The 26,118-nt window shown below is 49.3% G+C and carries 26 protein-coding genes; 3 read left to right on the plus strand and 23 right to left on the minus strand.

The annotated features are described in order from the left end of the window. Positions 1–9 precede the first annotated feature (9 nt). From BN3279_RS08715 to BN3279_RS08725, 3 genes are read right to left on the minus strand one after another with little or no spacing between them, the layout of a single operon-like run. Positions 10–1,338 (minus strand): phage tail sheath family protein, encoded by a 1,329-nt coding sequence (locus BN3279_RS08715; protein ID WP_059050226.1) that lies wholly within the window; start codon positions 1,336–1,338, stop codon positions 10–12. After that, the gene (locus BN3279_RS08720; protein WP_222860881.1) at positions 1,331–1,528 is read right to left on the minus strand and encodes a hypothetical protein; all 198 of its coding nucleotides are present in this window, start codon (positions 1,526–1,528) and stop codon (positions 1,331–1,333) included. Before BN3279_RS08720 ends, BN3279_RS08715 begins: the two co-directional genes overlap by 8 nt. Then, on the minus strand, positions 1,521–1,955 hold the full coding sequence (locus tag BN3279_RS08725; protein ID WP_059050228.1) for a phage tail terminator family protein: 435 nt from the start codon (positions 1,953–1,955) through the stop codon (positions 1,521–1,523). Before BN3279_RS08725 ends, BN3279_RS08720 begins: the two co-directional genes overlap by 8 nt. 521 nt (positions 1,956–2,476) lie before the next feature. Here BN3279_RS08725 and BN3279_RS08730 point away from each other — a divergent pair. Further along, positions 2,477–3,700: a Fic family protein gene (locus tag BN3279_RS08730; RefSeq protein ID WP_059050229.1), complete on the plus strand. Its 1,224-nt coding sequence runs from the start codon at positions 2,477–2,479 to the stop codon at positions 3,698–3,700. Between the two features lie 44 nt (positions 3,701–3,744). On the opposite strand, the gene BN3279_RS08735 is transcribed toward BN3279_RS08730, so the two are convergent. From BN3279_RS08735 to fba, 10 genes are all read right to left on the minus strand, one after another. Then, a complete protein-coding gene (locus tag BN3279_RS08735; RefSeq protein WP_059050230.1) occupies positions 3,745–4,548 on the minus strand; it encodes a DUF4367 domain-containing protein in 804 nt (267 codons plus the stop codon). Beyond that, entirely contained in the window at positions 4,545–5,120 is a 576-nt protein-coding gene (locus BN3279_RS08740; protein ID WP_059050231.1) for a sigma-70 family RNA polymerase sigma factor, read from the minus strand. The genes BN3279_RS08735 and BN3279_RS08740 overlap by 4 nt, the downstream gene beginning before the upstream one ends. 202 nt (positions 5,121–5,322) lie before the next feature. Next, positions 5,323–6,870, minus strand: coding sequence for a right-handed parallel beta-helix repeat-containing protein (locus BN3279_RS08745; protein WP_059050232.1), 1,548 nt, complete (start codon positions 6,868–6,870; stop codon positions 5,323–5,325). Positions 6,871–7,091: 221 nt separating this feature from the next. Beyond that, positions 7,092–8,036 carry a carbohydrate kinase family protein gene (locus BN3279_RS08750; RefSeq protein ID WP_089153454.1) on the minus strand — a complete coding sequence of 315 codons (945 nt, stop codon included), beginning with the start codon at positions 8,034–8,036 and terminating at the stop codon, positions 7,092–7,094. A gap of 23 nt (positions 8,037–8,059) precedes the next feature. After that, the gene (locus BN3279_RS08755; protein WP_059050234.1) at positions 8,060–9,361 is read right to left on the minus strand and encodes a family 4 glycosyl hydrolase; all 1,302 of its coding nucleotides are present in this window, start codon (positions 9,359–9,361) and stop codon (positions 8,060–8,062) included. A gap of 17 nt (positions 9,362–9,378) precedes the next feature. Next, positions 9,379–10,203 (minus strand): carbohydrate ABC transporter permease, encoded by an 825-nt coding sequence (locus tag BN3279_RS08760; protein WP_187377753.1) that lies wholly within the window; start codon positions 10,201–10,203, stop codon positions 9,379–9,381. Between the two features lie 15 nt (positions 10,204–10,218). Next, positions 10,219–11,154: a carbohydrate ABC transporter permease gene (locus BN3279_RS08765; protein WP_059050235.1), complete on the minus strand. Its 936-nt coding sequence runs from the start codon at positions 11,152–11,154 to the stop codon at positions 10,219–10,221. Positions 11,155–11,168: 14 nt separating this feature from the next. Further along, a complete protein-coding gene (locus tag BN3279_RS08770; RefSeq protein ID WP_059050236.1) occupies positions 11,169–12,470 on the minus strand; it encodes an ABC transporter substrate-binding protein in 1,302 nt (433 codons plus the stop codon). Between the two features lie 73 nt (positions 12,471–12,543). Further along, positions 12,544–13,344: a DeoR/GlpR family DNA-binding transcription regulator gene (locus BN3279_RS08775; RefSeq protein ID WP_059050237.1), complete on the minus strand. Its 801-nt coding sequence runs from the start codon at positions 13,342–13,344 to the stop codon at positions 12,544–12,546. A 106-nt stretch (positions 13,345–13,450) separates the two neighbouring features. Next, positions 13,451–14,317 carry a class II fructose-1,6-bisphosphate aldolase gene (gene fba, locus BN3279_RS08780; RefSeq protein WP_059050238.1) on the minus strand — a complete coding sequence of 289 codons (867 nt, stop codon included), beginning with the start codon at positions 14,315–14,317 and terminating at the stop codon, positions 13,451–13,453. A gap of 222 nt (positions 14,318–14,539) precedes the next feature. On the opposite strand from fba, the gene BN3279_RS08785 reads away from it, so the two are divergent. After that, positions 14,540–15,583, plus strand: a complete 1,044-nt coding sequence (locus BN3279_RS08785; protein WP_059050239.1) for an SIS domain-containing protein — start codon at positions 14,540–14,542, stop codon at positions 15,581–15,583. Between the two features lie 223 nt (positions 15,584–15,806). On the opposite strand, the gene BN3279_RS08790 is transcribed toward BN3279_RS08785, so the two are convergent. The 5 genes from BN3279_RS08790 to BN3279_RS08810 all read right to left on the minus strand — a co-directional run bounded on the left by BN3279_RS08790 (position 15,807) and on the right by BN3279_RS08810 (position 20,324). Beyond that, positions 15,807–16,631: a TerC family protein gene (locus BN3279_RS08790; protein ID WP_059050240.1), complete on the minus strand. Its 825-nt coding sequence runs from the start codon at positions 16,629–16,631 to the stop codon at positions 15,807–15,809. An 18-nt stretch (positions 16,632–16,649) separates the two neighbouring features. Beyond that, positions 16,650–16,883 (minus strand): hypothetical protein, encoded by a 234-nt coding sequence (locus tag BN3279_RS23980; RefSeq protein ID WP_059050241.1) that lies wholly within the window; start codon positions 16,881–16,883, stop codon positions 16,650–16,652. 106 nt (positions 16,884–16,989) lie between these two features. Next, the gene (locus BN3279_RS08800) at positions 16,990–18,435 is read right to left on the minus strand and encodes a serine hydrolase domain-containing protein (protein ID WP_059050242.1); all 1,446 of its coding nucleotides are present in this window, start codon (positions 18,433–18,435) and stop codon (positions 16,990–16,992) included. Between the two features lie 88 nt (positions 18,436–18,523). Then, on the minus strand, positions 18,524–19,627 hold the full coding sequence (locus tag BN3279_RS08805) for a Gfo/Idh/MocA family protein (protein WP_059050243.1): 1,104 nt from the start codon (positions 19,625–19,627) through the stop codon (positions 18,524–18,526). 34 nt (positions 19,628–19,661) lie between these two features. Then, entirely contained in the window at positions 19,662–20,324 is a 663-nt protein-coding gene (locus BN3279_RS08810) for a ThuA domain-containing protein (protein ID WP_059050244.1), read from the minus strand. A gap of 201 nt (positions 20,325–20,525) precedes the next feature. Between BN3279_RS08810 and BN3279_RS08815 the strand changes: the two genes are divergently transcribed. After that, a complete protein-coding gene (locus tag BN3279_RS08815) occupies positions 20,526–21,362 on the plus strand; it encodes an AraC family transcriptional regulator (protein ID WP_059050245.1) in 837 nt (278 codons plus the stop codon). 33 nt (positions 21,363–21,395) lie between these two features. On the opposite strand, the gene splB is transcribed toward BN3279_RS08815, so the two are convergent. The 5 genes from splB to BN3279_RS08840 form a co-directional block, all read right to left on the minus strand. Continuing rightward, positions 21,396–22,424, minus strand: a complete 1,029-nt coding sequence (gene splB / locus BN3279_RS08820; protein ID WP_059050246.1) for a spore photoproduct lyase — start codon at positions 22,422–22,424, stop codon at positions 21,396–21,398. Continuing rightward, the gene (locus tag BN3279_RS08825; protein WP_059050247.1) at positions 22,421–22,684 is read right to left on the minus strand and encodes a transcriptional regulator SplA domain-containing protein; all 264 of its coding nucleotides are present in this window, start codon (positions 22,682–22,684) and stop codon (positions 22,421–22,423) included. Before BN3279_RS08825 ends, splB begins: the two co-directional genes overlap by 4 nt. 115 nt (positions 22,685–22,799) lie before the next feature. Then, positions 22,800–24,218 (minus strand): extracellular solute-binding protein, encoded by a 1,419-nt coding sequence (locus BN3279_RS08830; RefSeq protein ID WP_059050248.1) that lies wholly within the window; start codon positions 24,216–24,218, stop codon positions 22,800–22,802. A 101-nt stretch (positions 24,219–24,319) separates the two neighbouring features. Further along, a complete protein-coding gene (locus tag BN3279_RS08835) occupies positions 24,320–25,165 on the minus strand; it encodes a carbohydrate ABC transporter permease (protein ID WP_059050249.1) in 846 nt (281 codons plus the stop codon). A gap of 18 nt (positions 25,166–25,183) precedes the next feature. After that, positions 25,184–26,098: a carbohydrate ABC transporter permease gene (locus BN3279_RS08840; protein ID WP_059050504.1), complete on the minus strand. Its 915-nt coding sequence runs from the start codon at positions 26,096–26,098 to the stop codon at positions 25,184–25,186. Positions 26,099–26,118: the final 20 nt, after the last annotated feature.

A 26,118-nucleotide genomic window follows, 5' to 3' on the forward strand; every position in this document is an offset into this window, starting at 1 on the left:
TCGTCCTCCTTAGTTGACCGTCACGGTCATGTAGATTTTTTCGATGCTGTCCACCGGCTGTACATTCAGGTTGATCACGACGGCATCGCCTTCGTTGCCTGGAAGCACTTCAAGGTCGCTCTCCGCATCAAAATTCTGAATCGCACCGATGCCCTGCAAGCTGCCCAGGTAGCTCAGCACCTCGCCCTTCAGCAAATTGCGGCCATCCGCATTGTTGCCGATCTTGCCGAGGTAGCTCGAAGCAAAGGTTCGTTGCAGATCACGGGCAATCGTATCCAGCACCCGTACCACGCGGTTTTTGCTGAAATGCTTGGCTTTTTCCGGCGTAAAAGTGGTCAATGTATTGATATCCTGCTGAATTTGCACTTGGCCGTTCGAGGCGGTAAGCACCAGCTCCCCGTTTTGCAGTGCCTGGATCATCTCGCTATAAGTCAATTTAGGCGATACGTCCGCTGCATTCGGGATCTCCGTATAAGTAAGGGATTCGTTGACATTGGCGGCTGCCTCCATGGCAGTAATTTCCCATAGCAGATAAATAGGCTCCACGGTCAAGCCGTCTGTCGTAATAATGCTGTTCTTCAAGCTGATAATTCCTTCGTAATTGGCTTGAGAATGGTTATAAAGTACGGTAACGATTTTCTTGCCCTCCTGCTCACGCAGGCGCTTCGTATAAGCTACAGCCAGTTGCTTGATCGCCGCATCATCTGTGGGTACGCCCAGCACATCGAACTCTTCAGCTTCCAAAGCTGCCAGCGCTGCGGTCCAATCGCCATTGCTTACCGGACCATCCACACCGCCCGTAAGCGCCGTTCCGGCTGTCTCCGTCAACTCCCCGCTGCCCGTAAAGGTAACGAAGTCGTGGTTCACCAGTTCTTCAATGGAGCCTACGATTTGCGTATCTACTTCTTCGCCTTCCAGCAAAGTACGGACCTCATAGTGATCCGGCTCGTCGACGCTAGCTTGTACAATAATCTGCAGGTCGTTACCACGTGTACCGCCGTAGTTGGCCGTAGCTGTCAGTTCACCTACTGTGGCCTGGGCCTGTTCAGCTCCCTTGGCTCCAAGCCGGTAAATGAGCACTTGGCTGGCATGAGCCATGGCCGCTGCGATATGACGGATTCTGGCATCGGCTGCCCCGAAGCCCAGCAGCTTCTCTGCATTTTGCAGGAAAGCTTCCGCCTCCAATTTGATAACTCCCTCAGGGCCCCAAGGCAATGGTGCCGGAAAAGCAGCCACCCCTCGTTCCCCCACTGTACCCACTGCACGGGCTGCTGATTTGAAGTTGATATACGTCCCTGGGGATACTTTATTTTGCGTTGTCCATGTGCCGTTAGCCATGTTCCTTCACTCCTCTTTGAATAAATGATTGCACGGCTTGCTCTGCTTGAGCCGCCGTATAAATTCCCTCATCCGTCAGCGCGACATGCAGAATATCCTTCTCCACACCGCTGAAACGGTTAGCTGCCAGCAGTTGTGCTTTGGAGAAAGTCCGCTGCACAGGCTGGGCTACCTTTTTCTTCTTAAACACCATCTTTAAGCTCTCCCTCCTGCCGGAGCGTTCCCATCTTGATCTCTTCGCTGGCCTGCGACCAGACGATTTGGGTAAATGTCAGTTGCAGGTGTAGTACCCCATCTTCCTGCCACTGTGCGGCCAAAGCGCTACCCGGCATCAGACCATCGCCCATGCCAAAGTCAGCAAGCAGCTCATAAAGGCGCTCCGCCATGTCATAGGTAGACAACCGGCTATCCGCTCCATCTGGAACGAATTGCACTTCAAGCGAATGAGTACGCTTGTACCTTCGATGAAGTTCTCGGCTCTGCTCCGACTTCGCCAGTTGTACGAGTAGATAGGGCCCTTCGGTGTCCCCAGGCTGCTTCTCCGTATGCACGGGAACCTCCGGAATACCGGTAGTGAGCACATGAGCCAGGCTCTGTACAACGTCATTCAAAGTCATCTGTGTCAAAATACACTCCTCACCTGCTTTCGACTTCGCTTAGCGCATGGCTGTCTCCGCCTTGTTCCAGACATTTTGCGATCTGTTATTCGTGGAGGGACCTCGGCTTGCCTTATGCTAAGAACGCCCTTCCTCTATAGCGCCTTTGTGGGTTCGTTGAACCGGTGCAAGGGGTCCCGCCAACACGAATAGCCGGTCCAAATACCTGGAACCGGCGAGAAAACAGCAGGGCCGTGAAAGTCTCATTCACGGCCCTGCGTAAGCTTTATGTTGTTGTATCCTTCTTCTTCGACACTATCATTGTATCGCGGATTTCCGGTCGCCATCGGCCTATAAACGGACAAACATGGGTCACGGACCGGACAGGGAGAGGACAGATAAAAGCAGCGGGGAAGGTTTAGCAAATAAATATCCTGACCAATATAATAAAAAAGGACATAATTGACACATAGAACTGACCAAGATATATTCTAAGTAGATTTATATACTTTATATATTCATTAGGAAAGAGAGGGAGAAGAATGAAATACTTACATAAGGTTTTTCATGAGAAGAGTGCTAGCGAATTCGAGAAAACCTATCATGCCAGGTTCCACTCTGATATGGCTATCCATGTAGACTTAACCATTAAGCCTATAAACCAGCGCCACAACTATGAACTATTTTATGTTCCCTCTAATGCCATGTTGCAAATGGTTGGAGACCTGCACATTACTTCTAATATATTGGCTGAAACCTTTAATACACTCCCCTCTGTAGCACAGCGGCAATTCATTCATGAATGTTTAATTGATGAATTGTACAATACCAATCAATTGGAGGGTGTCACAAGCACTCGGGAAGAGATCGCTCGAAGCACTCGGGAAGTCCTGTTAAACAAGAAAACCAACCAGAGATTTGATAGCATGATTAAGTCATACTTTCATTTACTAGATGAGGATGTTCGTTTACCAAGCACTCCCAAGGATATACGGCAGATTTATGATGATATCACAAATGGGGAGATCGAGGCACACGAGTTGCCGGATGGAACTATTTTCCGAGCAGAAGCTACATATCTTCTAAAAAAATCAGGATCGGGAAAAATAATTCATGAAGGCGTTACCCCTGAATCTGAAATTATTAACTTAACCCAACATTGGTTGAAGTTTATGAATGACAATCATATTGTTCCCCATTTAATTAAAGTAGCCATCGGGCATTTCTATTTCGGCTATATCCATCCGTTTTATGATGGCAACGGAAGGACATCCCGGTTTATCAGCAGTATGTATTTAGCCAAGGAATTAGGAAATATTTCAACACTTTCCTTATCCAGAGGGTGCAACATCTATAAACATAAATATTTGGAGGCCTTTGAAATCGCGAATAGCATTCGCAGCCGTGGAGAGATGAATCATTTTATTGAATGCTTCCTTAAAATTATGATTGATACCTTGGAACAAATGAATAGCGAGCTCAAAGAAAAACGGCAGTTGTTGCTGATGGCTGCGGACAAACTTAGAGAAGACATCCGATTACAAAAATTGACGGAGACCCATAGAGACATGATGTTTACTTTAGCTCAAAATCATTTCTTTGATTCCCATGCTGGTCTTACGATTAAAGAGCTTATCGATATTTTTGGCAAATCACCGGCTACGATAAGGAAAATGATCAAGGATCTGCTTGAGGTGTCACTTATTGAGCAGCGTGGAGAGCGCCCTGCTTATTTCTATATTCAAGCAAAGTATTTTGAAAGCTAAAAGAAGCCAGGCCTCCACATAGAGGTCTGGCTCTTATTATCTACCTAAGGCTGAATGGATTCCGCGATACGAATAAGCTCTTCTTGATTTAAGTCCCTACTACTAAGGCCATATAATGCCTCTGAATTCTCCCAGTCAATACTTCTACCTACAACCGTTACCGCCTTTAACCCATTGATGGTCAACTCCTGAACCTCGCCTTCCACACTCATTGCAAAGGCAGTTTCTTCACTCGGCAGTCGTTGCTGCATGAAAATTTGCCCGTCCTTATCCTTGTTTGTAAAGTAAAGACTAACGTACTTCCCGCTTACCTCTTTGCTATCCCCATACAGCTCTGCCCGATCAAATGAGTAGCCCTCCGGCAAATATTGCGGGAGCTTCACATTAAATTCGGCGTACTTGGATACCTCGGACAAATCCGTAAGAATCAGCGTATTTTCCGAAGCAGTCTCAACATCCTCCCTGCTCACCATGACATTGGGATCGTCGTTTGTATAGCTTTCATTTGAACCTTCAATTGGCTCCGTTGGCCGTGAAGATTCCTGAGGCGTTTCCATTTGATATACTTCAATATGGCCTAGATTGAACGTGGCCAGCACCTTATTCATCACACTTTGTGCCGCAGAGGGCTGCGCTATAATAATGCTTAACAAACCCACAGCTAAAGTAGTGCTCAGTGCAATGGCGGTACGTCTCCGTGTTCTCTTATTCATCCTTTTCCTCTCCTGTTTCTGTTCGGATAGCTTCACCGCCAACCATATGGCTTGCCGATCAGCATATTGACTGAAATCCGTATGGGACAGTCGTTTGTCCAACTCTGCCAGACTCTGATCCTCCTTCTTGCTCATAACTCATCCACTCTCCCAAGCTCAGACTTGAGTTTCTTCATAGCACGGTAGCAAATAACGCCTATGTTGCTTTCACTCTGCCCGGTGATTTGGGCAATATCGGTATTGCGAAGATTTGCTCCATATTTCAAGGCAATGATATTTCGTTCCCGGGCATCCAATTGCCGCAACGCGCGCATGAGCTGATCGTTTTGCTCTTCTCTTAGCATCAGATTCTCCGGGTCCCTTTTGCTCGACACCAATTCCTTCACCATTTCCAAGGAGAAGAACTGTTTTCTCTTCTGCTGTCTATAATAGTCGTTCACCACATTTCGAGCGATCGCGAATAGCCATACTTCGAAGGGGGCCTTCGCTTCCGAATAGGTGCCCAGCTTATTTAGGATCTTTTCGAATACGGCACTGGTCAAGTCCTCAGCAGTATGAATACCAGGAACACGGTAGGCGACATAGTTGAAAATCCGTTTATAGTATTTTTCAAAAATAGCAGCCGTTCCGCCCGTAGCTATCCATGCTGCTGGCCCATCCTGAGTCTCCTGCGGGATAAAAGGATGAACCACCATATGCTCCTGCATCACTTAGGACTCTCCTTTCGCCAAGGTATTACCTGGCCAAGTAATTCATTAGTTAATACGCCTGCTGCAACTTTTCATTACAAAGCAACAAGAAATAATCATGCGAGATAAAAAAAACCTAGGACCTGCGGCTGGAAAGCCGCTGGCCCTAGGGTCTTATTATTTTAGCTGCTATTTGCTATCTCGTAAAGTGAATCGGCATTTACTCGTCAGCGCCAATGTTGACGGCAGCGCCTTGTACTCGTGGATCTCCATCGATATCCTCTGTTCCGATAATCGCATGATCCGTATCACCGGCATCAATGGCAGGCGAGGAGGATTGCAGATGGAAGTTGCCTGAGGCGGCATTCACGAATTTGGGGTCCAGGAACAGGGAATGAGCGTCATTGCCTGTTCCCGCTTTATAGTCGGAAAATCCCCAATAATCGTTGTTCTTCCACGTGAAGCCCGCTTCGCTGCTGCCTCCGGAAGTGAAGTACAGGTTATAATCGACTACATTGCCTGAATTCTCTGTATATTCATTATAAATCAGCACATCGGAAGAACTGGCGACAAAGATGTTGTTCTTAATGATGTTGTTTCTTGTATCAAACTGGACATAAAGCTGTCCGCTGCCGTCACCTACCGTATCGTTCTTATACACGGTGTTGTTCACAATTTTGCAATTGACCGTTGAACCACGTTCATCATCATATCCCCCCATGGCAATCCCGGTCAGCCGATTGTTATAAACGACGTTGCTGCGTATCGTAATATTGCTGGTTGATCTGCCAGCATGCTCCGAGGCGATTTCAATACCGATATCGTTGTTATAGCTGTAGTTCTGCTCGATAATGCTATCCTTGCCTCCATCCACGTAAATGCCGTCAGCGCCATTACTATTGTTCGGCAGCGTCTTGCCGTAGGATGGATTATAGTTGGAAGTAATATTGTACACCTGATTTCCCTTCACCAGGCCGTTACGCGCTTGGTCATAAGCCGAATTGGGTGCCGTCCCTTCAAAGCCGATCAGGTCAATTCCGATATTGTCATTGTCATGCACCAGGTTATTAAGGACCTCGAAACCATCGACATTCCCGTTAAGAACCATGGATTCACTGGAGCCCAACACGAGATTGTAGAGTTCATTGCCGCTAATCACAAGATCATGAAGCGAGGCAGGCGCCTTGGTGCCGTATACAGCAATACCATGGGCATCACGTCCAAGCAAATCGCTACCTGTTGGAGTAGCTGTGTTCTTGATATCATGGATTTTATTGTCAGCCAGCGTAATAAATCCGCCTGCTCCATGCACATAGATACCTACAGGCACGGCGTTTCGGGACGTTGTAGTAAAGTTACGGATTTCGAAGCCCTGAACCGTGACATAGCTCACGTCCTCAAGCTCGACCAGCCCTTGGGAGCCGCTAACCGTTAGTCCGGTACCGTCGATGATCGGCTGTTCCGTTCCATAGTTAGTGAACACGATAGGGCCTTGCGCCGCAGAGCCTGAACGAGTGATTTTCAACTTCTGGTTGTACACGCCATCCCGAACATAGACCGTACTCCCTGCAGGTACCACGTCAGCCGCATGCTGCAAAGTCTTCCACGGCGCGGTGCTGGTGCCCGCATTGGAATCATTGCCATTCGTGGCCACATAATATTCAGCCCCGGCCGCCGATACATCCGGCGTATGTACCGAGGTGCTTACTAGAACAAATCCCAGAATTAAGCTTAGTACGACGATGGACCATGGTTTTAATTTCAACATTAATGTCAGCTCCTTAGATTCAAATATAGTAAATTATTTCTAAATATATTATATACTAGAAATATTTGAAGGATATATCCAATTTGATATAGTGAAAATCAGATAAATCCTCCGGCTGTTAATGGAGCGATTTGTCTGCATAATTCAAATTGTCGATGGCTCCCTGTAATCAAATCGCAGCTAATTGCCCGTCATGCTATGCTTCAGCACTAGCAGGCAACTCATGCTTTGACTACCGCCTGCAGCTTCCTGACAGCCTCCACCGTCGGCAAGCTTCCTGTGCCGCCGATTCCTAGCGTCGATACCGCTCCGCAAGCATTGGCAAATCGTATTAGCTCCTTGCCACGATGACCCAGCAAATAACCGTAAATGATACCCGCATTGAAGCAGTCGCCTGCCCCGGTCGTATCTACAGGTGATACCTGATAGGGCTCCGCCCAGCTCACGCTCCCGTCTAATTCACGTAGCGAAGCACCGCGGGAGCCTTGCTTGACGGCCACTAGCCCGGCCACCGGGGGTAACCCCGACTCTAGCATATCAGAAACCTGATCCGCCGGGAAAATATGCAGCAGCTCTTCCTCGCTGGGCATGAACAAATCCGTATGGCCCAAGAGCGTGCTAATCCCTTCGCGATCCCACTCGTTAGCCACATCCCAACCTGTATCGAAGGACGTACTAATGCCGTCTGAACGTAGCCTTTGAAACAATTCGGGCCAATAGGATCTCATACCGTCCTGCAAATAGTAGGACCCGAAATGGAGGTGGCGGACCTCGCGAAGCAGCTTCTCCGGGACAAGCTCCGGCTTCATCAGCGGGATGCTGCCTGCATAGGTTAGCAGGCCCCGGTCCGCTGGCGTAGAGAAGGACAAGGTTACCCCGGTCTTGATCCCCGGTAACCCTATCACATGCTCGGTGTTCACCCCCATGCGTTGTAGCTCATTGGTACAATACCGCCCGAAGTCGTCATCCCCCACTACGCTAACAAACCGCACGTCTGCCCCCAGACTTGCCAGTGCGCAAGCCGTAATGGCAGAGGAAGATCCCAGCACGATCTCAAAGCCTTCCACCAGCTTCTCCCGATTCCATTCCGGCATCACATCGTTGCCCGATACGATGATATCCACATTCAGCTCTCCAGCGACAACAATCATTGGCCTCGATTCCATGAGTTCTCGGCTCTGGCTTCCCATCATTTAAGCACCGGAACAATGCCTTGCTCCGCCTCATATAGCTCTTCAAACATATGGCCAATCTCCTCCAGGGAGCAAACTGCCGCCGTCAGGGGGTCCACCATCAGGGCATGGCGGGCCATTTCCTTGTCGCCTTGCCGTACCGCTTCTACTGCCAGATCAAAGAACGCCATATTCGAACGGCACAGGGCAGCCAAATGCTCCGGCAGCTTGCCGAAGCGGGTAGGCTGAATCCCCTTGGCATCGACCAGACAAGCTACTTCAACTACCCCATCCGGTGACAAATTTTCGATCAATCCCCGGTTCGGGACATTACCGTAGATTACCTTGGGTTCGCCCTTGAGTACGCCCTCAATAATAACCGCGGCATATTCCTTGCTGGACTGCAATTCCAGCGGCAAAGTCCCCTCAAGCTGGCGCACGATCTCTTCATCATTCTCTTTGCGCCAAATCGGCCAATTATCGGCATAGAAGCCTGTTGCCCCATTATACCCCGTACTGCAATGCTGATCGATCAGCGACTGCCGCTTCCGATAATACGGAATGTACTCGGAGAAGTGACCGCTGGATTCCGAGACAAAGGCCCCCAGATACTTCATGGCATCAAAACGAACCGGGTCCTGCCGCAGCAGCTCAGGGTCCTTGATCTTCTCCAGCAAGATAGGATATATATCCTGTCCCTTGTGGCTAAGTTCCACAAACCAGGACATATGATTGATTCCCCCGGCTCTCCAATGAAGCTCCTCGTAAGGAATTCCCGCATATTCCGCCAGTTGAGCCGATGAATTCTGAATCGAGTGGCATAACCCTACCACCGGCAGCTCGGTAATCCGGGAGGTAAGCAACGTAACTGCTGACATCGGATTGGTGTAGTTCAGAATCATCCCATCCGGGCATAGCTCCTCCACATCCCTGACAATCTCGATCCAACTGGGGAGCGTTCGCAGCGTTTTGAACAGGCCACCTGGACCTAACGTATCTCCAATACATTGGTTGACTCCGTATTTTAATGGAATCTCATATTCATAGCGAACCGTTTCCAGACCGCCAACTTCAATCTGATTGATAATGAACCGAGATCCCCCAATGACCTCCCTGCGGTCGGTAGAAGCGATCACCTGCCACGATTTGCCCGTCATCTCCACGATCTTCAAGACGAGTCTGCGTGCTAACTCCAGCCGCCGCTCATCGATATCTACCAGGGCAATCGTTCCCCCGTCCAACCCCTCGATCATCAGAATATCCATCGCAATATCTCTTGTGAAGGCACTTCCTGCCCCGATAATGGAAATTTTCGTCATCGCTCTTATCCACACTCCTATTTCATGCCTGTCATGGTCAGGCCTTTGATGAATTGCTTTTGAAAGATCAGAAAGACTACGATCACCGGCAAAGTAATCAGAACCGCCGCTGACATCACTACGTTGTAATTAACCATATGCGTTCCATTGAAATAGACCAGGGCCAGCGGAACCGTCATCTTGCTCTCATCGTTCAGCACAATCAAAGGCCATAGGTAATTGTTCCAGGAATTCATGAACGTGAAGATGCCTAAGGCCGACAGCATGGGCAAGATCAGCGGCGTCACAATACGCAACATTAGCTTGAACTCTCCGGCACCATCCATTCGGGCCGCCTCCAGCAGTTCCTGCGGAATTTCCTCAATGAATTGCTTCGCCAGGAACACACCATAGGAGCTCACCAGACAAGGCAGCACGATGGCCATCAGATTGTTAATGAGTCCAAGCTCAGCCGTAATGAGGTAGGTCGGGATCATAATCACCTGAAATGGAATCATCATGGTTGCCAGAATGAGAATGAACAGCAGCTTCTTGCCCCTAAATTGATGTTTGGCGAAAATATATCCCGTAAGCGCGCTGGTGAACAAGGTCGCAACCGTAATCACGATGGAGGTTCCCAAGCTGTTGAACAGCCAGGTCACAAAGGGAGCATCCCGGAATACTGTCCGATATCCTTCCAGACTGGGCTCCCTGGGAATCAAGCCTCCTGTACCCGCTACGATCTCCATATTGCTCTTCAGCGAAGACAGAACCATCCAGGCATACGGCACCAGCATGATGCCAGCCGCTACAGCCAATACAAGGATCACTACTCCATCCCAAGCGCTACGTCGATGCAGCATGGACTCTACCTCCTCTTAATGCTCCCAATTGGCGCGTCCCCCTCTTAATTGCACCAGCGTGACGAGCAGGATAACCATAAGGAACACCGTCGCCATGGCAGAGGCATAGCCCATATTGGAGCTGGCAAAGGCCTGATCGTAAATATGTAACGCCAGTACCCGCGTCTCGTTGAAGGGCTCCCCCTTGGTCATGATTTGAAATTGCGGGAATGCCTGAAAGTAAGAAACTACCGTCGTTACCGACACGAATAACAGCGTCCTACGCAGCAAGGGCAACGTAATTTGAAAAAAAATACGCCATCTCCCCGCCCCTTCCAGTAATGCGGCTTCATAGTACATGTCCGGAATGGAGTCCAATCCGGCAATGAACAGTACAACGTTGTAACCGATATCCGCCCACAAGGTCATCATAATGACGGAATAAAGGGCGTACTGGGGATCAGCCAGCCACTGAATGGGCGTCAGATGCAGCTTCAACAAAATGAGATTGAACAGACCGTTGTTGTAATTAAACATCGTGCTCCAGACGATGGCCGTTCCTGCCAGCGGTGCAATGGTTGGTAAGAAGAACAAGGTACGGAACAAGCTCTTGAGCCAAGGAATTCTGACCCGCTGGATAGCGGAAGCTATGCATAATGTAATCACGATATTGACCAGAACCGTAATCGCCACGAACTTGAAGGTAATCCATAATGATTTCAAAAACACGGCATCACTGGCCATGCGAATATAATTCTCTGCCCCTACGAAGATAGCCTTGGAGCTAAGCGGATCATACTGAAAGACAGATAACCCCAAGCTCCAGGCAATGGGCAGGAAAGCGAATACGCCAAACAATAGCAAAATAGGTATGAGCGAGATGAGGATAAATCTCCGCTTGGCCCGCAGGCCTGCAGCTCTTCCCGTTGGCTTCAACTTATTGGCCTTATTGGCCGAAACAGCAACACGCATGCCCGAACACACCCCTATCGCTTATGTTGGTCCTGGTTATCGTTAATGGCCTGTTCGATCTTCGCGAGTCCTTCCTTCACACTCATTTGGCCCGTAACCATTAATTGAAAGTGGTCATTGACCTGCTTGAAGAAATAGTCGCGATCCGCTACGGGTCCGATCCATTGACCAAGCGGTAAAGCTTCGATCGGGGTCTTCATATATGGATTGTTGTTCAGGAATTCAGGATCTTCAGCAATTTCCTTCTTGGCTGGAACGGTAAAAGTGTCCGTGTTCCAGGCAGCCAGATTCTCCTTGAGTGAAACGAATTGTACGAACTTCAGTGCAGCCTCCTGCTGCTTGCTTCGCTTCGCCACGGTCAGACCCCAGCCGGATTCAGCCGCAAAGGTAGGCGGATTATCCGTGAACGAAGGCACAGGTACGTATTCAAAATCGCTGACCTTATAGTTGTTCAAGCCTGCCGAAATAGTCCACGGACCGCGGTAGGTCATCGCTGAGTTGCCACGGAAGAAGTAGTCGGAGGTATCGAGTTCGCCGCCAAAGGTCGTCAAATCCGCAACTTTGTGTTCGGCAATCAGAGAGACCAGCTCAGACATCGCCTTCTCCGCTTCTGGCGTCCGGAAGTTGACATGCTCATTCTCGCCCCAGAAGCTAGCATTCTGCTGGAGAATCAAGGATAGGAAAGTAAAGGTAATATTGTCGGAGGATACGAAGTCGAAGCCCTTAATCTGCAAGGTATTCCCCTGGCGCACTGTCAGCTTCTTGGCGTATTCGACCAGTTCTGCCCAAGTGGACGGGGGCTGCTCCAAGCCCTGCTCCTTGAGCATTTGCGGATGAATCAACATTCCGCCGTTCTCAATGTTGTATTCCAGCGGCAAGCCATATAACTTGCCATCCCGTAAATACGCACCTATAGGAGCGTCATAATACTCCTGTTGCACATGTTCACTATCAGGTATTTCGACGAGCAAGTCATTTTTGGAATAAGCGGGTACCCAGGTTCCGAACATCTCGGCGATATCCGGCGGTGTCTCCGCCGAGAAGGATGCCTTCAGCTTCGGATTGTATACATCATAGGGAAAGGTCTGATACTCGATGGTAATATCGGGGTGTTGGGTCTGAAATTCAGCAACAAGCTTTTTGTATGCGTTTACAATTGCATCTTCCTGGTGACTCCAAAAGACCAGCTTCACCTTATCTTGGCCTTGCGGGTTCGCGGACGTATTGCCGCTGGTAGCCGAGGAGCCTGTACAGCCTGACGCGACGAACACTACGCAAATCACCGCAAGTAGTAACATCCATTTGGATAACCGCATTCGCACATCCCCTTATCTTCCGCATATTAGTCAGCATCTGAAGGGGAGGTTGCTTGAGGATATCAGGCGTATTTTATACGGAAGCCGTATGGTCTAAGGGTGTATGTATGGCAATCTGCTGCTCCCGGCACGCTTGCTCAAACCATCCCTCCGGCGGTCTATTCATAATTACACCCGTTACCTGATTCAGCGGAGTAATCGTAAATAAAGCGCTCTTCTCCAGCTTGCTCTGGTCGAATACAGCATACACGCTGCTTGAACGTTCCATCATCAATTGGGCAATATGAGCTTCTAGCTCGGAGTGCATCGTGAAGCCGTGGTTCAACGATACTCCGTCTACCCCCAGAAACATCTTGGTAATATTGATCTTATCAATCACATTCTCGGCTAATGGACCACTCAGTTCATAACTCTTGGCACGCATTACACCGCCAATGACCACTACTTGAACTCCCTCGGCATCAGCAAGCTCAAAGGCGATATTCACGGCATTAGTAACCACCGTAATATTCTGGCGCTGCTTCAGCGCTTTGGCGATAAAGAACGTTGTGGTTCCCCCGGTCAGGCAAATAATATCCCCTTCCTGAACAAGTGCAGCCGCCGCTTGAGCAATCCGCTCCTTATCCAGCCGCTTAAAGTCTCGCTTGGCGGCAAAAGGCAACTCCGCAGCCGAAGGCATCAGCGCTCCTTCGTAAATGGCCCCGCCTGTTGTACGAATGATCCCTCCGGCCTTCTCCAGCACATCCAGATCGCGTCTGGCCGTAGCCTCCGAGCAACCCATCGCCTCGATGATTTCCTGCAACGAAATTTTGCCGTGGGATTTAATCAATTCGAGCGTCTTCGCTCGGCGCAATTCACCCTTTGAATAGTGCATGGCTCTCTCCTTTAAACAACCTCTGAATGTGTCCGGGCAGACAAGCCCAGCCGTGTTAGCTCTATTGTGGAGGATGCCAGGATAGATTGCAATACAGCCACCGTTATCAACGCGCAATGCCAGCCTTGCCGATGCTGCCGCAAAGCCGCATTTTCTCCATAGCCAACTGTTTGACCGCTTCCTTCGCCGGAACCATATACTTACGGGGATCATTCTCTTCAGGATGATCCGTAAATACGCCCTTGATGGCATTAGAAAAGGCAATACGCAGCTCGGTCGCAATGTTCACCTTCGACATGCCCAGTGCCACGGCTTGGTGAATTTGTTCGGCCGGAACACCGGAGCCGCCGTGCAGCACCAAGGGAACATCAACCAACTCAGCGATTCGGGCAATTCGGGCAAAATCAATGTCGGGGCGTCCCTTGTAGATACCATGTGCCGTTCCGATAGCCGGGGCAAGCGTGAGTACACCCGTCTGTGCCACGAATTGCACGCATTCTTCGGGATCAGCCAATGAGGCATGCCTTTCATCCACCACGATGTTGTCCTCAACCCCGCCTACTTTTCCCAGCTCCGCCTCTACATTAACGCCGGAAGCTATGGCAACCTCCATGACTTTACGGGTCTGCTCTACATTCTCTTCGAAAGGATACATTGAAGCATCAATCATTACCGAGGTGTAGCCAGCACGAATGCATTGAATGATGGTCGTAAAATCCGTGCAGTGATCCAGATGCAGTGCCATTGGCAAATCTGTACGATCCGCCGCCGTCTTCGCGGCATGGGCAATGTAATCCGGACCCAGATGCTTGACGGTGCCTACCGTCGTTTGGATGATTAACGGGGATGCTGTCTCTACTGCAGCTTCGACGACCGCCTGAAGCATTTCCAGGGTATGTACATTGAAGGCAGCGACAGCGTACTTCTCCCTGCGAGCAACTTGCAGCATTTCCGTGGACGAGATGAGTGGCATTCCGATTCCTCCTTTCATGAAAAATGGATAATTTTTGTACTTGTGATTATAATAATCTTTTTATTTGATAATTTCAATCATTTTAGAAAAAATAAATCTGTATTTTGCGAGTTTAAGCCATTTATTTTGATTAAAATTATCTTTTAGTTGATTTTTTGAGTGAATCAATTATAAAATTGACATAAAGAGTCATTTCATTTTGTATGTGGGAGGGTACCTATTATGAGTTTGACCTATAGTGAAATTAAGGGCCAATACCAGGCTTTACAGCAAACCTACGATTATATGCTATCTAAGCGTGAGGAACTAACTGCTTTTGTCCAGGCGCAAGACGTGAAGAGTGTAACCTTTGTAGGCTGTGGCTCCAGCTATTGCTTAAGTGAGGCGGCGGCATTTACTTTTCGATTACGTACTGGCCTGCCTGCGGTAGCTTTGGCTGCCGGGGACCTGATGTTACATGCCCGGCGTTATCGTCCGCTGCTTGAAGGCACGTTGATCATTGCCCCGTCACGTTCGGGTAGCACTAGTGAAGTCGTGGAAGCCCTTCGCCAGGTTCAAGCTATACAGCGAACGCCGGTACTAGCCATCTCCTGTGTAGAAAATTCGCCGCTCGCTCAAGTAGCCGATTGTGCTCTGGCCCTGCCGTGGGCCTTCGATCATAGCGTCTGCCAGACTCGTACGGTCACCAATCTCTATGCTGTTAACCTACTGTTAGCCGCCTTTCTGGCTGGTGATGAGGCCTTGATTGCCGATCTGCAAGCAGCCATTCAGCAAGGTGAAGCCTACATGGCTCGCACCGAGGAAGGAATTCGCCGGACTTCCGATTTTGCCTGGAGTAATGCCGTCGTACTGGCAGACGGGGAGCTTCAGGGGCTGGCCGCGGAAGGAGCAATTGCTCTGACGGAAATCGCCAAAACACAAGCCCATTCCTATCATCTTCTTGATGTTCGCCATGGACCGATGGTGACGATTGGGCGGGAAACGCTCGTTATCGCCGCCTTATCTGACAACGATGTGGACCATCAGCGCAACCTCATGCAGGATCTCAAGGAACGCGGAGCTACCGTCATTGCCTTTGCCGACCGGGCAGACGTGCTGCCGCAGGATATCGTGGATCTGGCCATCACGACCGATCAGCCGCTGGATGCCGCAGTTCGTGGTATCCCGTTCATCTTCATCCCGCAAATCGCTGCGCTCTCCAGTGCCGAGCGCCACGGCATCAATCCCGACCAGCCGGATGGCTTGATGGCCTGGGTTAAGCTGTAACCCAGTCGTAGAACACAAAGGACCTTCCAAGCCTATCTGATCTACTGGAAGCAAAAGCTACCGATAGATCACGAGCTTAAAAGGTCCTTTATTATTGGCTCAAAACCAAAATCATTTCTTGCCATGTGTCCGACGAGGCCCTACGGGTTTGTAGGGTTCTTCCGATCGCTATTGTTCCTGGATTTTCCTGATTCAATAAATTCTTATAAGGTAGAAATCCACGTTATGCCTGGCTGTCCGCCTGGGAAACGTCCAGCTTCTCGCCAGAAGTGGTATTCGTCTCCTTCTTGTCCTTGGACAAGAACCAGCCCGCCAAAGCAATTGCAATCAATACCACATAGAAGGTTAATTTCCATGCCGGACTTTTAGCGAAGCTCTCAGGAATCATCGCGAGGGAAGGATGCGCTAGCGTATACACGGCCAGCTTGACACCTACCCACCCCACAATAACAAAGGCTGCGATTTCCAGTCCCGGCTTGCGTTTTAGCAGTCCCACAAAAAGGTTAGCCGCAAAACGCATAATGATCATCCCGATAAACCCACCGAGGAAGACAACCAGAAATTGTCCGCCGTCCATACCGCCAATGCTAGGCAACGGCGTATCCGGCAATACCACGGCCAAAGCTACTGCCGCTAGAATAGAGTCAACCGCGAAGGCGATATCGGCCAATTCTACCTTTAACACCGTCATCCAGAAGCCAGACTTCTTCTTCACTTGATCTGGTAGTAATGCTTCTTCCGGCGCCGGCTCTGTCTTCTTCATAAGGACCTTCCGGATAATGTGATTCAGTGAAATAAAGAATAAATACAAGGCACCAATCGCTTGCACCTGCCACACATTAACCAGGAACGAAATAATGAACAACGAGAGCAACCGGAAAACAAAAGCACCGGTCAGACCATAAAACAAAGCCTTCTTCCGCTCGTCATCCGGCAAATGCTTAACCATGATCGCCAGTACCAATGCATTGTCGGCAGCGAGCAGTCCCTCTAGCACAATGAGTACCACCAGTACCCAAGCGTATTCCATGAAAATTGAAATATCCATTTTACCACTCCTGTCTCTCTAGTTATTGTTATCGTTGCTCCAGCCTTTTCTGGCCTCATACTCCTTCTGGTACGGCTCACCTCCGTTACGAACCATAGACTCGGATAACCTGGCACCCCTACCTATGAGCCCGATATAACCAAAAAGGCCTCTGCCTACTTCGGCAGAGACCTTAACAAAAGAGACCTCTGCCACTATAGGCAAAGGTCTCGCTAACAACGTAATGTTGCCAATAAAGCCGAGGATTCTCATCCCGTAATGACGACTTTACTGTACAGCTACTCCCCTTTGGAGTTGTTATCTTATTTTGTATCATAACATCTCTCTTAGATATAGGGAATACCCTGTGAAGATTTTTTTAGATCCGTCTGCCCCGCAGAACGGGAGGTTCATCCGGCTCGAAGGAAGCATTCCAGCTCACTTGAAGCTCTATTTGGTCGTCAGCCGCTCTATACTCCGAAGATATCGTGATGCAAAACGGCGTCTCAACCCGCTGGATCGTCAACAACAGCCGACCTTGCTCCTTCCAGGTATACGAGCCCACTATTTGTTCCTCTTCGCCAAAGAAGGAGGTTCTGCCAGGGACCCAGCGCTGCCTGCCCAGCTCAATTCGGTGGTCCGTACCCTCCGCCCGAATTTGCAGTATTGCCGTATCCTCTACGAACTCAATCTGAATCGTCTCCAGCTTCAATGGGTTGGACTCAAGTCGATAACAGCTCTTATTAGCGTTCATCTCCCACTGCGACTGTGGCTCCTGCTGCAAGCAAGGAGGTTCCAGCTTCAGTTGGTTCAATCTGCCCTGCAGCAGTTCAACAGCCTCAGGCTCTTCCACTGCCTCGCTGCCGCTACTCTTGAATGCAGCAATTAAATGCTCCCACACTCCATTCAGGACCCCTTGAAGATCATTGGTTCCCCCGGTCATGGCCAGTACAGCATCCCATTCCTCTATCACGATGCAGAATTGTCCGAATGCCCCGTCCCCCCGATACACTCCATGACGACACCGCCAGAACTGGTAGCCATACCCTTGCGCCCAATCACTCTCTCCGCCGTCCCCATTTGAGATCTGCTTGGCTGTGGCCTCGGCAATCCAATCTTCATTCACCAAGCGCTGGCCCTGCCATATTCCCTTCTGCAAATATAGCTGTCCAAACTTCGCAATATCCTCTGTTCTGACTTTCAGACCAAAACCGCCTGTATTAATGCCCTTCGGGCAGCTCTCCCACGAAGGGTTAGTAATACCCAATGGCTCAAATAAACGAGGCTGTAAAAATTGCAGCAGCGTCTGTCCCGTTACTTTCTGCAAAATGGCTGAGAGCATATAGGTGGCCCCTGTGTTGTAAAGAAAATGCGTTCCTGGTTCAAGCTCGACGGACAACGCCAGAAAAGCTCTGGCCCAATTACCGTCCGGAGCCTGATGCATATCACTTGTTGTATCGAAGGTATGCCCCGTCCCCATCATGAGCAAATGCTTAATGCGCATAGCAGATAAATTTGCCGACACCTCAGCCGGTAGCTCATCAGGGAAGAAAGAGATGACTGGATCATCTACACTCAATTTTCCTTCCTGTACAGCCAGACCTATAGCGGTGGAAGTGAAGCTTTTACTAAGCGAAAATAGCATATGAGGCAGTTCCGGCCCATACGGATGCCACCAGCCCTCAGCAGCCACATGACCATGGCGCAGCAGCATAAAGCTATGCACCTCTATTGAATGCGCTTCCAAGTAATCAATAAAATCCAGGATTTTACTTGGCGATATTCCTAGTTCCTTCTGGCTTTTCCTCGGCAAAGACATTGACATCGGGTGCAGGTCTCCTCTCAATAAACAAGCTAGTTTCATTATACAAGCTTCGTTTACAAATTAGAAGAAATATCCATTTGTTTAAAGGTTAAGTTAATATGCCTTGAATCAGCCCAGGTGCAAGCGGTCTTGGACGCTCACAGCATGTGGTCAACTCTGCGTATCGCTTTGACTCCGAACTGATATGGAATGCGTGCATAATCTCCAAAACATGATTTGCTAACTCCCCATTGGCTCGATGTTTTTGCCCGCTAACCATGCAAGCAGCCATATCCGCTACGCCAATGCCCCGACTGTTCATGGCATGGCTATGGAGCAACGGAATTTCAGCAAAGCCTTCTCCGCCAGCCGGCTTGAATAGAATCGGGCCACCAAAAGTATTGGGATCAGGAACAATCAACGTGCCGGCCGAGCCATAAATTTCAATTCGCGGCAGAGTGCTGTCCCAGACGTCAAAGCTGGTCACCATCGTCACCACCGGTCCCGAAGCAAATTCCATCGTTCCCGCCACATGCGTAGGCACCTGCACCTCTATTTGCTGACCAAACTTAGGACTGCTCGTAATCGTTCGTTGTGGAAAGGTCTTTCTGGCAATCCCACATACGGTCTTTACCGAGCCTAGCAAAGATACCAGTGCAGTCAAATAGTAAGGCCCCATATCAAACATCGGGCCACCGCCCTCTAAATAGTAAAATTCCGGATCAGGATGCCAGCCCTCATGTCCGTGACACAGCATAAAGGCTGTAGCGGCAATCGGATCGCCAATAAAGCCGTCATCAATCAGCTTCCGGCAGGTCTGCAGGCCAGCTCCCAGAAAGGTATCCGGCGCACAGCCAAGCATAAGTCCCTTCTCCTCCGCCAGTCTGGTTAACTCCAACCCGTGCTCGAACTCCAGTGATAAGGGCTTCTCTACATAGACATGCTTGCCCTGCATCAGGGCTGCTTTGCAAATTTCATAGTGACCTGCTGGTGTCGTCAAGTTCACCACAATTTCTATTTCCGGGGAGCACAATAGCTGCTCTGTTGTCCATACATGCGGAATGCCGTGGGTCTTCGCAGCAAGCTCCGCCCGTTCACGAATCGTATCCGCAACTGCATAGACCTCTGTATTTGCAAACATGTTCGTCAGATTCTCCAGATAGATGCCGCTGATATTACCGCAGCCCACGATACCAACCTTGATTTTATTCAACAATGATCCCGCCTTTAGCCTGAATTTAATGTTCCTACACCTTGGCTGCCCACAAGAAGCCACGACGCATCAGTTCCCGCGCCTCTGGAATATCAAAAATATCGGCGTGATGCCCCAGTGAATTGTAAAACACTCGGCCCTGTCCCCACTTCTTCGTATACACGACAGGCATCGTAATGATACCGTTTGCAGAATGAGGCCCCTCACTCAGCGCAAAGGTCGTTGTCGCCAGTACATTCACGCAAGGATCTACATGAAGATAATATTGCTCCGACTTGACCTTGAAGTCCTGAATCCCCTCAACCAGCGGACTGGAGCTGTTCATCACCATATTCACCTCGTACTCGACGCCATCATTGAAGGGATGGGCGACCCATTGTGATCCGGTCATAAATTGCCATTCAACTGAATTGCGGAAGGAATCACACATGCCTCCGTGACAGCCAGCAATGCCCACGCCGGACTGTACCGCCTGGAGCACAGAGCGAAGCTGCTCCTCCTTAATCTCTCCCATCGTCCAGATCGGTACGAGCAGATCGTGACTCTTCAAATTGTCCTCATCCGCAAAACGGTCCAGCGTGTCCGAAATCTCTACCTCGAAGCCTTCCTTTTTTAGTACATCAGCGAATATTTCGGATACCTGAACAGGCTCGTGCCCGTCCCAGCCACCTTGTACAATTAAAGCCTTCCTAGCCATATGTTTATGTTCTCCTTCCCGTACTGTAGTTGCAGCAACTTTCCATCTATTCACTCAAATTGTAAGCCGCACAGCCGGGAAAAGCTCGCCAAATCCATTGTTCAATCGGACATTTTTTGCTATTTTATGCTTAGCAGTCCAGTAATCGATCACTTATGTACTCGTTCAATGATTTTAAATAATAAGCAGGGGGCAACAAAGTTGAAGGCTTATCATGAGCAGCGCTATTATGGAGGCAACCTACGCATCAGTACCATGCAATTGCAGGACCTTTCGTTCTTGGCTCACTGGCATCAGGATGTGGAACTGATATATGTTACAGCGGGGAGTGTGCAAGTAGGTATCAATTCGGAAAGCTGGCTACTGCAAGCGGGAGATATGGCGATTTGCAGCAGCGGGGATATTCATTATTACGACAGCACAGGGCTAGAATCAACTATGCTTCTGGTCATCTTTAATCCGCAAACTATCGGAGCTCCCGGTGGATGGCCTGACCATCTTCGTCTGCTCTCTCCTTATGTTGGAAATGCAGGGCGACCTGACACGGGCGGTGGTCATCTTGCCAATCAGGCCGGGGAGTTGATGCATGAGCTGCTTCGTGAAGAACGGGACAAATCTGCCCATTACGAAACCATCATGCTTGGTCTGCTCTACCAGCTCAGTGGGCTAATTCTTCGTCACGTCCCTAGTGAGCCACTGACCCTTTCCCAGAGCCATCGCTTCAGCGGAAGCCGCCAAGCCATGCGCGAAGCGCTTGACTACCTGGAGGAGCATTGGTCCCGTCCCATTACGCTAGAGGAGGCAGCTCGCCAGGCACATATGAGTGTCTATCATTTTTCACGCACCTTCAAACACACCACAGGCATGAGCCTGCCTTCTTATCTCAATAGCATCCGTATAGATAGGGCAGAGGAACTCATCCGCACCTCCAATCAGACCATGCTTGATATTGCCCTGGAATGCGGATTTACGAATGTGCGCACCTTCAACCGGGCGTTTCGCCAGCTCCGCGGGTGCACTCCTTCCAGTTTGCGATAGCCCCAAGCGATGGCCTGGGGCTGTCATTCTTGTTCACGTAAAATATTCCAGCTTCGCCTGGGGGAAGAACTTATTCATACATTCATGAAGATGCTCCTTCAATTCTGCTTCTTCATCCTTCTGATAAATGTATTTGCCAATCCCGTATCTGCCCCACTTGTATCTGCGTTTCTCTTCATCCAGTTCCAGCTTGGTCATCGGATAATTTTTCTCAATGACACGTTTGGCAGGCTTCGTGAAGCGGTGCTGAATAAACTCAAAGGTAATATCGTCTCTTACCCCCTCATCCAGCTCCTGATCCAGCCGCTCGAACATATGATAGTATCCTTCCTTCCAGCCCTCATGCAAATAAATTGGCGCTACAATGAAACCAAGTGGATAACCTGCACGTGCCACTTTACCAGCCGCTTCAATGCGTTTCGCCAATGGGGATGTCCCCGGTTCAAAGTTCTTAATGACATAATCCGCATTTACACTAAACCGAAATCTCGTTTTTCCGTTATGATTGGCGTCGAGTAAATGGTCCACATGGTGAAACTTGGTTACAAAACGCAGCTTGCCATATTCGGACTGTCCAAAATGCTCAATCGCTCTTTTTAACGTATGTGTTAAGTGGTCGATACCCACAATATCTGAAGTACAAGCGGCCTCGAACCGGGTAAATTCAGGTATCCGCTCCTCCATATATTTATCCGCCGCCATTAATATTTCTTCCACATTGACATAGGTACGGATATAAGGCTTGCTGCCCATGGTGGTCTGTAAGTAGCAGTAATGACAATGCCCCATACATCCCGTTGCAAAAGGAATTGCATATTCCGCGGAAGGTTTGGAGGTATCAAATTTCAACGTTTTACGTACACCCACGACCAGCGTGGATTTCGCAACCCGATATTTTTGCAAATCACTGTCACCGGGGAGATTCCGCACCTGATTGTGCGATGTGGTGTATCTAATGTCCAGGTTCATCTTCTGGAACTTCTCATGCAGGCTTACCCCTAAAGGGTACTCCAAAGCGTCTGGCTCAAAATAAACGAGTCGCGGCATAAAAGGAGCATTCATTGAAAGCTCTCCTCCACAGTACCGCCGAAATAGTAGCTATAGGCCTCATTGGCTTCCGACTCCGTGGTATATACCGCCATTTCTGCCGTTAATGGATAGTACGTTTCATATAAAAAGACGGCCAACGCACCTGGATTTTCAGGATCATGTATGACTGCCGCCTGCTGTACATTAGCTACGTCTTGTGTATGAGGGTTGCGATAAATCACATACACGATGTCTCCAGCTTTATAGTTACCATTTGCATTATATATCTCCACGTGCAGGTCACCTTCTTTTTTTGATGTTAATATCCCTCCTTATCCAAAATTTATGTTTAATATTTTATGGGTAAATATAGAAAAACCCCTGGCGATAGCCAGGGGCTGTAGTATATTAGTTCTGCTGAGTTAGCCAAGCGGTGGCTTCCTCTTGGGCTCTCTTCATCGCGTCGGCTGCGGAGAGTTCGCCCAGCAAGACACGCTCCACATTTTCGGACAGGATATAACGTGGTTGCCCGGAACGGTACGGATAACGCGGCGTCCAGAGCTGACTCATTTGCTCCAGGATAATGTCCATTTGCGGGATCTCCTTCACGCTGTCCCATTCTCTGGCCGCTTTGACTACCGGCATACTTTGTGAACGCTGATCCGTCCACATATATTGTTGGAAGAACTCGCCGCTACTGAACTTCACCCATTCCCAAGCCAGGTCCTTATTCTTGGCTGAGGCTCCGATGGAGAAGGGACTGCCTGCGAACATGCCACCCGTGCCTGTAGTCGGATTTTTGAATAATAGAGCCGCTTTGTAGCGATCTTCCAGGCCAAAGGTGGCGATGTCATTGATGAAGCCTGGTACGATACGCAGGTTAATGGCTACATTGTTATTCTCGCGCAGGAAGTTCTCCGCACCTTGTCCCGCCAATACCCCTTCAGGTGCATACTTTGTCGCTTCTTTCAACAAATCCAGGGATTGAATCATCGTCTCGCTATCAAATTCCAGCTTCATGTCCTTCCACAGGAAGCCTTCACCCCATTTGCCGCCCAAAGACTCGTTGATGTTCATTACGGTGTCTGCAGCATCCCCACCTTTATAGGTGAGTCCGTAGTTCATTTCTCCGGTCTTCGGATTTTTGCCAGTCATTGCAGCCGCCTTCTCCACGATTTCCTGCATGGTTGGCGATTCCGACAGCGGTTCTACGCCCCAATCTTCAAATAGCTGGCTATCATACACGATCAAGCGCGCATCTCCAATGAAAGGCAACCCATAAATCTGCGGCTCCTGATCGCTTGGCCCCATCGTCTTCCAGCCCTCCACCTGACCGTCAAGATACACGCCCAAGTCGAATTGATCCTTGTCAATATAAGGCTGCAACGGCTCCAGCAACCCTTGCTCTGTAAAGGAGGTAATACCCGGAACCTGATAGACATCGGCAGCCCCGGATTGAAGCATGGTTTGTGTCTTCTCATTGTAGTTATCCCAGCCCATCAGTACGAATTCCACGGTTGTCCCCGGATAAAGCCGCTCGAATTCCTCTTTAAGTACCTTCACACCCCGGGAGGTTTGGCCCGATACCGGATCAGTCTTATCTTCAAGCACGAAATCTCCAACCAATTGAACCTTAAGCGTTCCCGATGGCTTGGTGCCTTCCTCTGGCTTGGCTTCCTCACTTCCACTATTTCCGGCTGTGTTCGCTCCTGGGTTTGCCTGGTTGCTTGAAGCATTGGATGCCGCGTTCCCTCCACAGGCACTCAGTAATAAGGCCAAGGCTAGAAAAAGAATCACTGTCAAATTCAGCTTACGATGGTTGTACATGCATACCCTCCTGATTAATTGGCATTTTTGGTGCTGCTACAAAGCTTACAAGGTTCACCGGTTATCTGTATGGCTTCTCGCTCCTAGGTACGTTCCTGCTATCACTCTCCCTTCAGACCACTTAGAGCAATACTGCGGATAATATATTTTTGGAAGAACAGAAACACCAGAAGTATAGGTAAAATACTCATTCCCGCCGTGGCCATCGTCACTCCGGCCAGTCTTCCACCATTTTCAGTTGAGAAGCTGGACAGGAATAAGGGAACCGTCTTCAAATGCTGGTCATTGATGACCACAAGCGGCCATAGAAAGGAATTCCAACTGTCCTGAAAGGAGAGAATTCCTAGTGTCGCTGTAATGGGACCGGTTAAGGGAGCGAAAATATGAAAGAAAATTTTGAATTCACCAGCGCCATCTATTTTGGCCGACTCTCGCAGACCTTCTGGCAAGTTATCAAAATATTGCTTCGCCAGTACAATGCCCATGGCATTAATCACCGCCGGGAAGATCAGTGGATACTTGGTATTGATCATGCCAAGTTCATTGAACATCGTGAACATAGGGATCAGTCTAGCTTCAAAGGGAATCATCATCGTCGCCAGAACCGCAAAGAATAGCAGCCGCTTGCCCTTGAAGTTGCCTCTGGAGAAGGCATACCCGCCAAGCAGCGCCGAAGACACGCTAAGCAGTACGCTAAAGAGAGCAATGACTAGGGAATTTCCGTAGGCGCTCAGCAAGGCCCCATTTTCAAACACCAGCTTATAATTGAACCAGGAAAATTCCTCCGGGATCAACCTCGGGGGGAATGGAATACTGACGTTAGCCGTTCGCTCCAGACTGACGCTAATCATCCAGAGGAAGGGATAGAGCATGATGATACCAAGGGCGAGCAGGAACAGGAATAAGAGAACGTCCGATATTTGTCTTGCTTGTCTGTTGCTCAGCATGGGCTGTCTACCCTCCTTCTAGATTTTCATTTTCGTAACCAGGGTGTTGAAATAGGTTAAGAGTAAAATAAATAGGAACAAAATATACGTGGCTGCGGAAGCCAGGCCATATTCATGACCGCCAAAACCTCGTTCAAACACAAAGCCAACCACTGTGTGCAAAGACCGCGCCGGACTTCCCTGCAACCCGCCCAGCATATAAGCATCGGTAAATCGCTGAAGTCCGCCAATCCAGCCAATAATGAACAGAATCGTCAGGCTTCCCACCATATTGGGGACCGTAATATACCGCCATTGCTGGAACCGTGAGGCCCCATCAATTGAAGCAGCCTCATAGTAGTCATGGGAGATGGCTTGCAGGTTAGCGAGATTAATGATGATGACAAACCCCAGCCAGTGCCAAATTGCCAGGATAATTACGCCCCACTTGGCCGAATAAGGCTGCGATAGCCACACAATTTTCTCAAAGCCCAACGATTGCAATACGTAGTTGATGGGGCCATCTGGATGAAGAATAGCCAAAAACACGGTAGCCGCTGCCACCATTGAGGTGACATTGGGAATATAGAATAATACCTTCAGGAAGCCCCCGCCCCGCATTAAATTGTTAATCAAGCAGGCGATGACAAACCCGGCGGGAATAGCAATGATAAGTTGAAAAATGGTCATGTATAGCGTGTTATACATGGCATACCAGAACGTTCCCGATTGCAGAACATTGGCATAATTGCTAAATCCAACAAACTGCTCGGTTGTTCCTTTGACAAAGCTTAATCGAAGTGATTCTAGCAGCGGATACACCATGAATAGCAAGATCCCCAATAATGTCGGCATCAAGAACACATACCAGGCCAGCCCTGGCTCTCTCTTGGAAACTTTCTGTCGCTTCCAGCTAGCCTGCTGTTCCAGTACCGCCGTTACCGTTTTGGACATAAGCATGGACAGGAACCTGT

The organism is Paenibacillus senegalimassiliensis (assembly GCF_001486585.1).
Classification (GTDB): Bacteria; Bacillota; Bacilli; order Paenibacillales; family Paenibacillaceae; genus Fontibacillus; species Fontibacillus senegalimassiliensis.

Coding starts and splice junctions, on each gene's coding strand:
- BN3279_RS08715 (WP_059050226.1), bottom strand. CDS start 1,338: ATGGCTAACGGCACATGGACAACGCAAAATAAAGTATCCCCAGGGACG.
- BN3279_RS08725 (WP_059050228.1), bottom strand. CDS start 1,955: ATGACTTTGAATGACGTTGTACAGAGCCTGGCTCATGTGCTCACTACC.
- BN3279_RS08730 (WP_059050229.1), top strand. CDS start 2,477: ATGAAATACTTACATAAGGTTTTTCATGAGAAGAGTGCTAGCGAATTC.
- BN3279_RS08735 (WP_059050230.1), bottom strand. CDS start 4,548: ATGAGCAAGAAGGAGGATCAGAGTCTGGCAGAGTTGGACAAACGACTG.
- BN3279_RS08740 (WP_059050231.1), bottom strand. CDS start 5,120: ATGCAGGAGCATATGGTGGTTCATCCTTTTATCCCGCAGGAGACTCAG.
- BN3279_RS08745 (WP_059050232.1), bottom strand. CDS start 6,870: ATGTTGAAATTAAAACCATGGTCCATCGTCGTACTAAGCTTAATTCTG.
- BN3279_RS08750 (WP_089153454.1), bottom strand. CDS start 8,036: ATGGAATCGAGGCCAATGATTGTTGTCGCTGGAGAGCTGAATGTGGAT.
- BN3279_RS08755 (WP_059050234.1), bottom strand. CDS start 9,361: ATGACGAAAATTTCCATTATCGGGGCAGGAAGTGCCTTCACAAGAGAT.
- BN3279_RS08760 (WP_187377753.1), bottom strand. CDS start 10,203: ATGCTGCATCGACGTAGCGCTTGGGATGGAGTAGTGATCCTTGTATTG.
- BN3279_RS08765 (WP_059050235.1), bottom strand. CDS start 11,154: ATGCGTGTTGCTGTTTCGGCCAATAAGGCCAATAAGTTGAAGCCAACG.
- BN3279_RS08770 (WP_059050236.1), bottom strand. CDS start 12,470: ATGCGGTTATCCAAATGGATGTTACTACTTGCGGTGATTTGCGTAGTG.
- BN3279_RS08775 (WP_059050237.1), bottom strand. CDS start 13,344: ATGCACTATTCAAAGGGTGAATTGCGCCGAGCGAAGACGCTCGAATTG.
- fba (WP_059050238.1), bottom strand. CDS start 14,317: ATGCCACTCATCTCGTCCACGGAAATGCTGCAAGTTGCTCGCAGGGAG.
- BN3279_RS08785 (WP_059050239.1), top strand. CDS start 14,540: ATGAGTTTGACCTATAGTGAAATTAAGGGCCAATACCAGGCTTTACAG.
- BN3279_RS08790 (WP_059050240.1), bottom strand. CDS start 16,631: ATGGATATTTCAATTTTCATGGAATACGCTTGGGTACTGGTGGTACTC.
- BN3279_RS23980 (WP_059050241.1), bottom strand. CDS start 16,883: ATGAGAATCCTCGGCTTTATTGGCAACATTACGTTGTTAGCGAGACCT.
- BN3279_RS08800 (WP_059050242.1), bottom strand. CDS start 18,435: ATGTCAATGTCTTTGCCGAGGAAAAGCCAGAAGGAACTAGGAATATCG.
- BN3279_RS08810 (WP_059050244.1), bottom strand. CDS start 20,324: ATGGCTAGGAAGGCTTTAATTGTACAAGGTGGCTGGGACGGGCACGAG.
- splB (WP_059050246.1), bottom strand. CDS start 22,424: ATGAATGCTCCTTTTATGCCGCGACTCGTTTATTTTGAGCCAGACGCT.
- BN3279_RS08830 (WP_059050248.1), bottom strand. CDS start 24,218: ATGTACAACCATCGTAAGCTGAATTTGACAGTGATTCTTTTTCTAGCC.
- BN3279_RS08835 (WP_059050249.1), bottom strand. CDS start 25,165: ATGCTGAGCAACAGACAAGCAAGACAAATATCGGACGTTCTCTTATTC.
- BN3279_RS08840 (WP_059050504.1), bottom strand. CDS start 26,098: ATGTCCAAAACGGTAACGGCGGTACTGGAACAGCAGGCTAGCTGGAAG.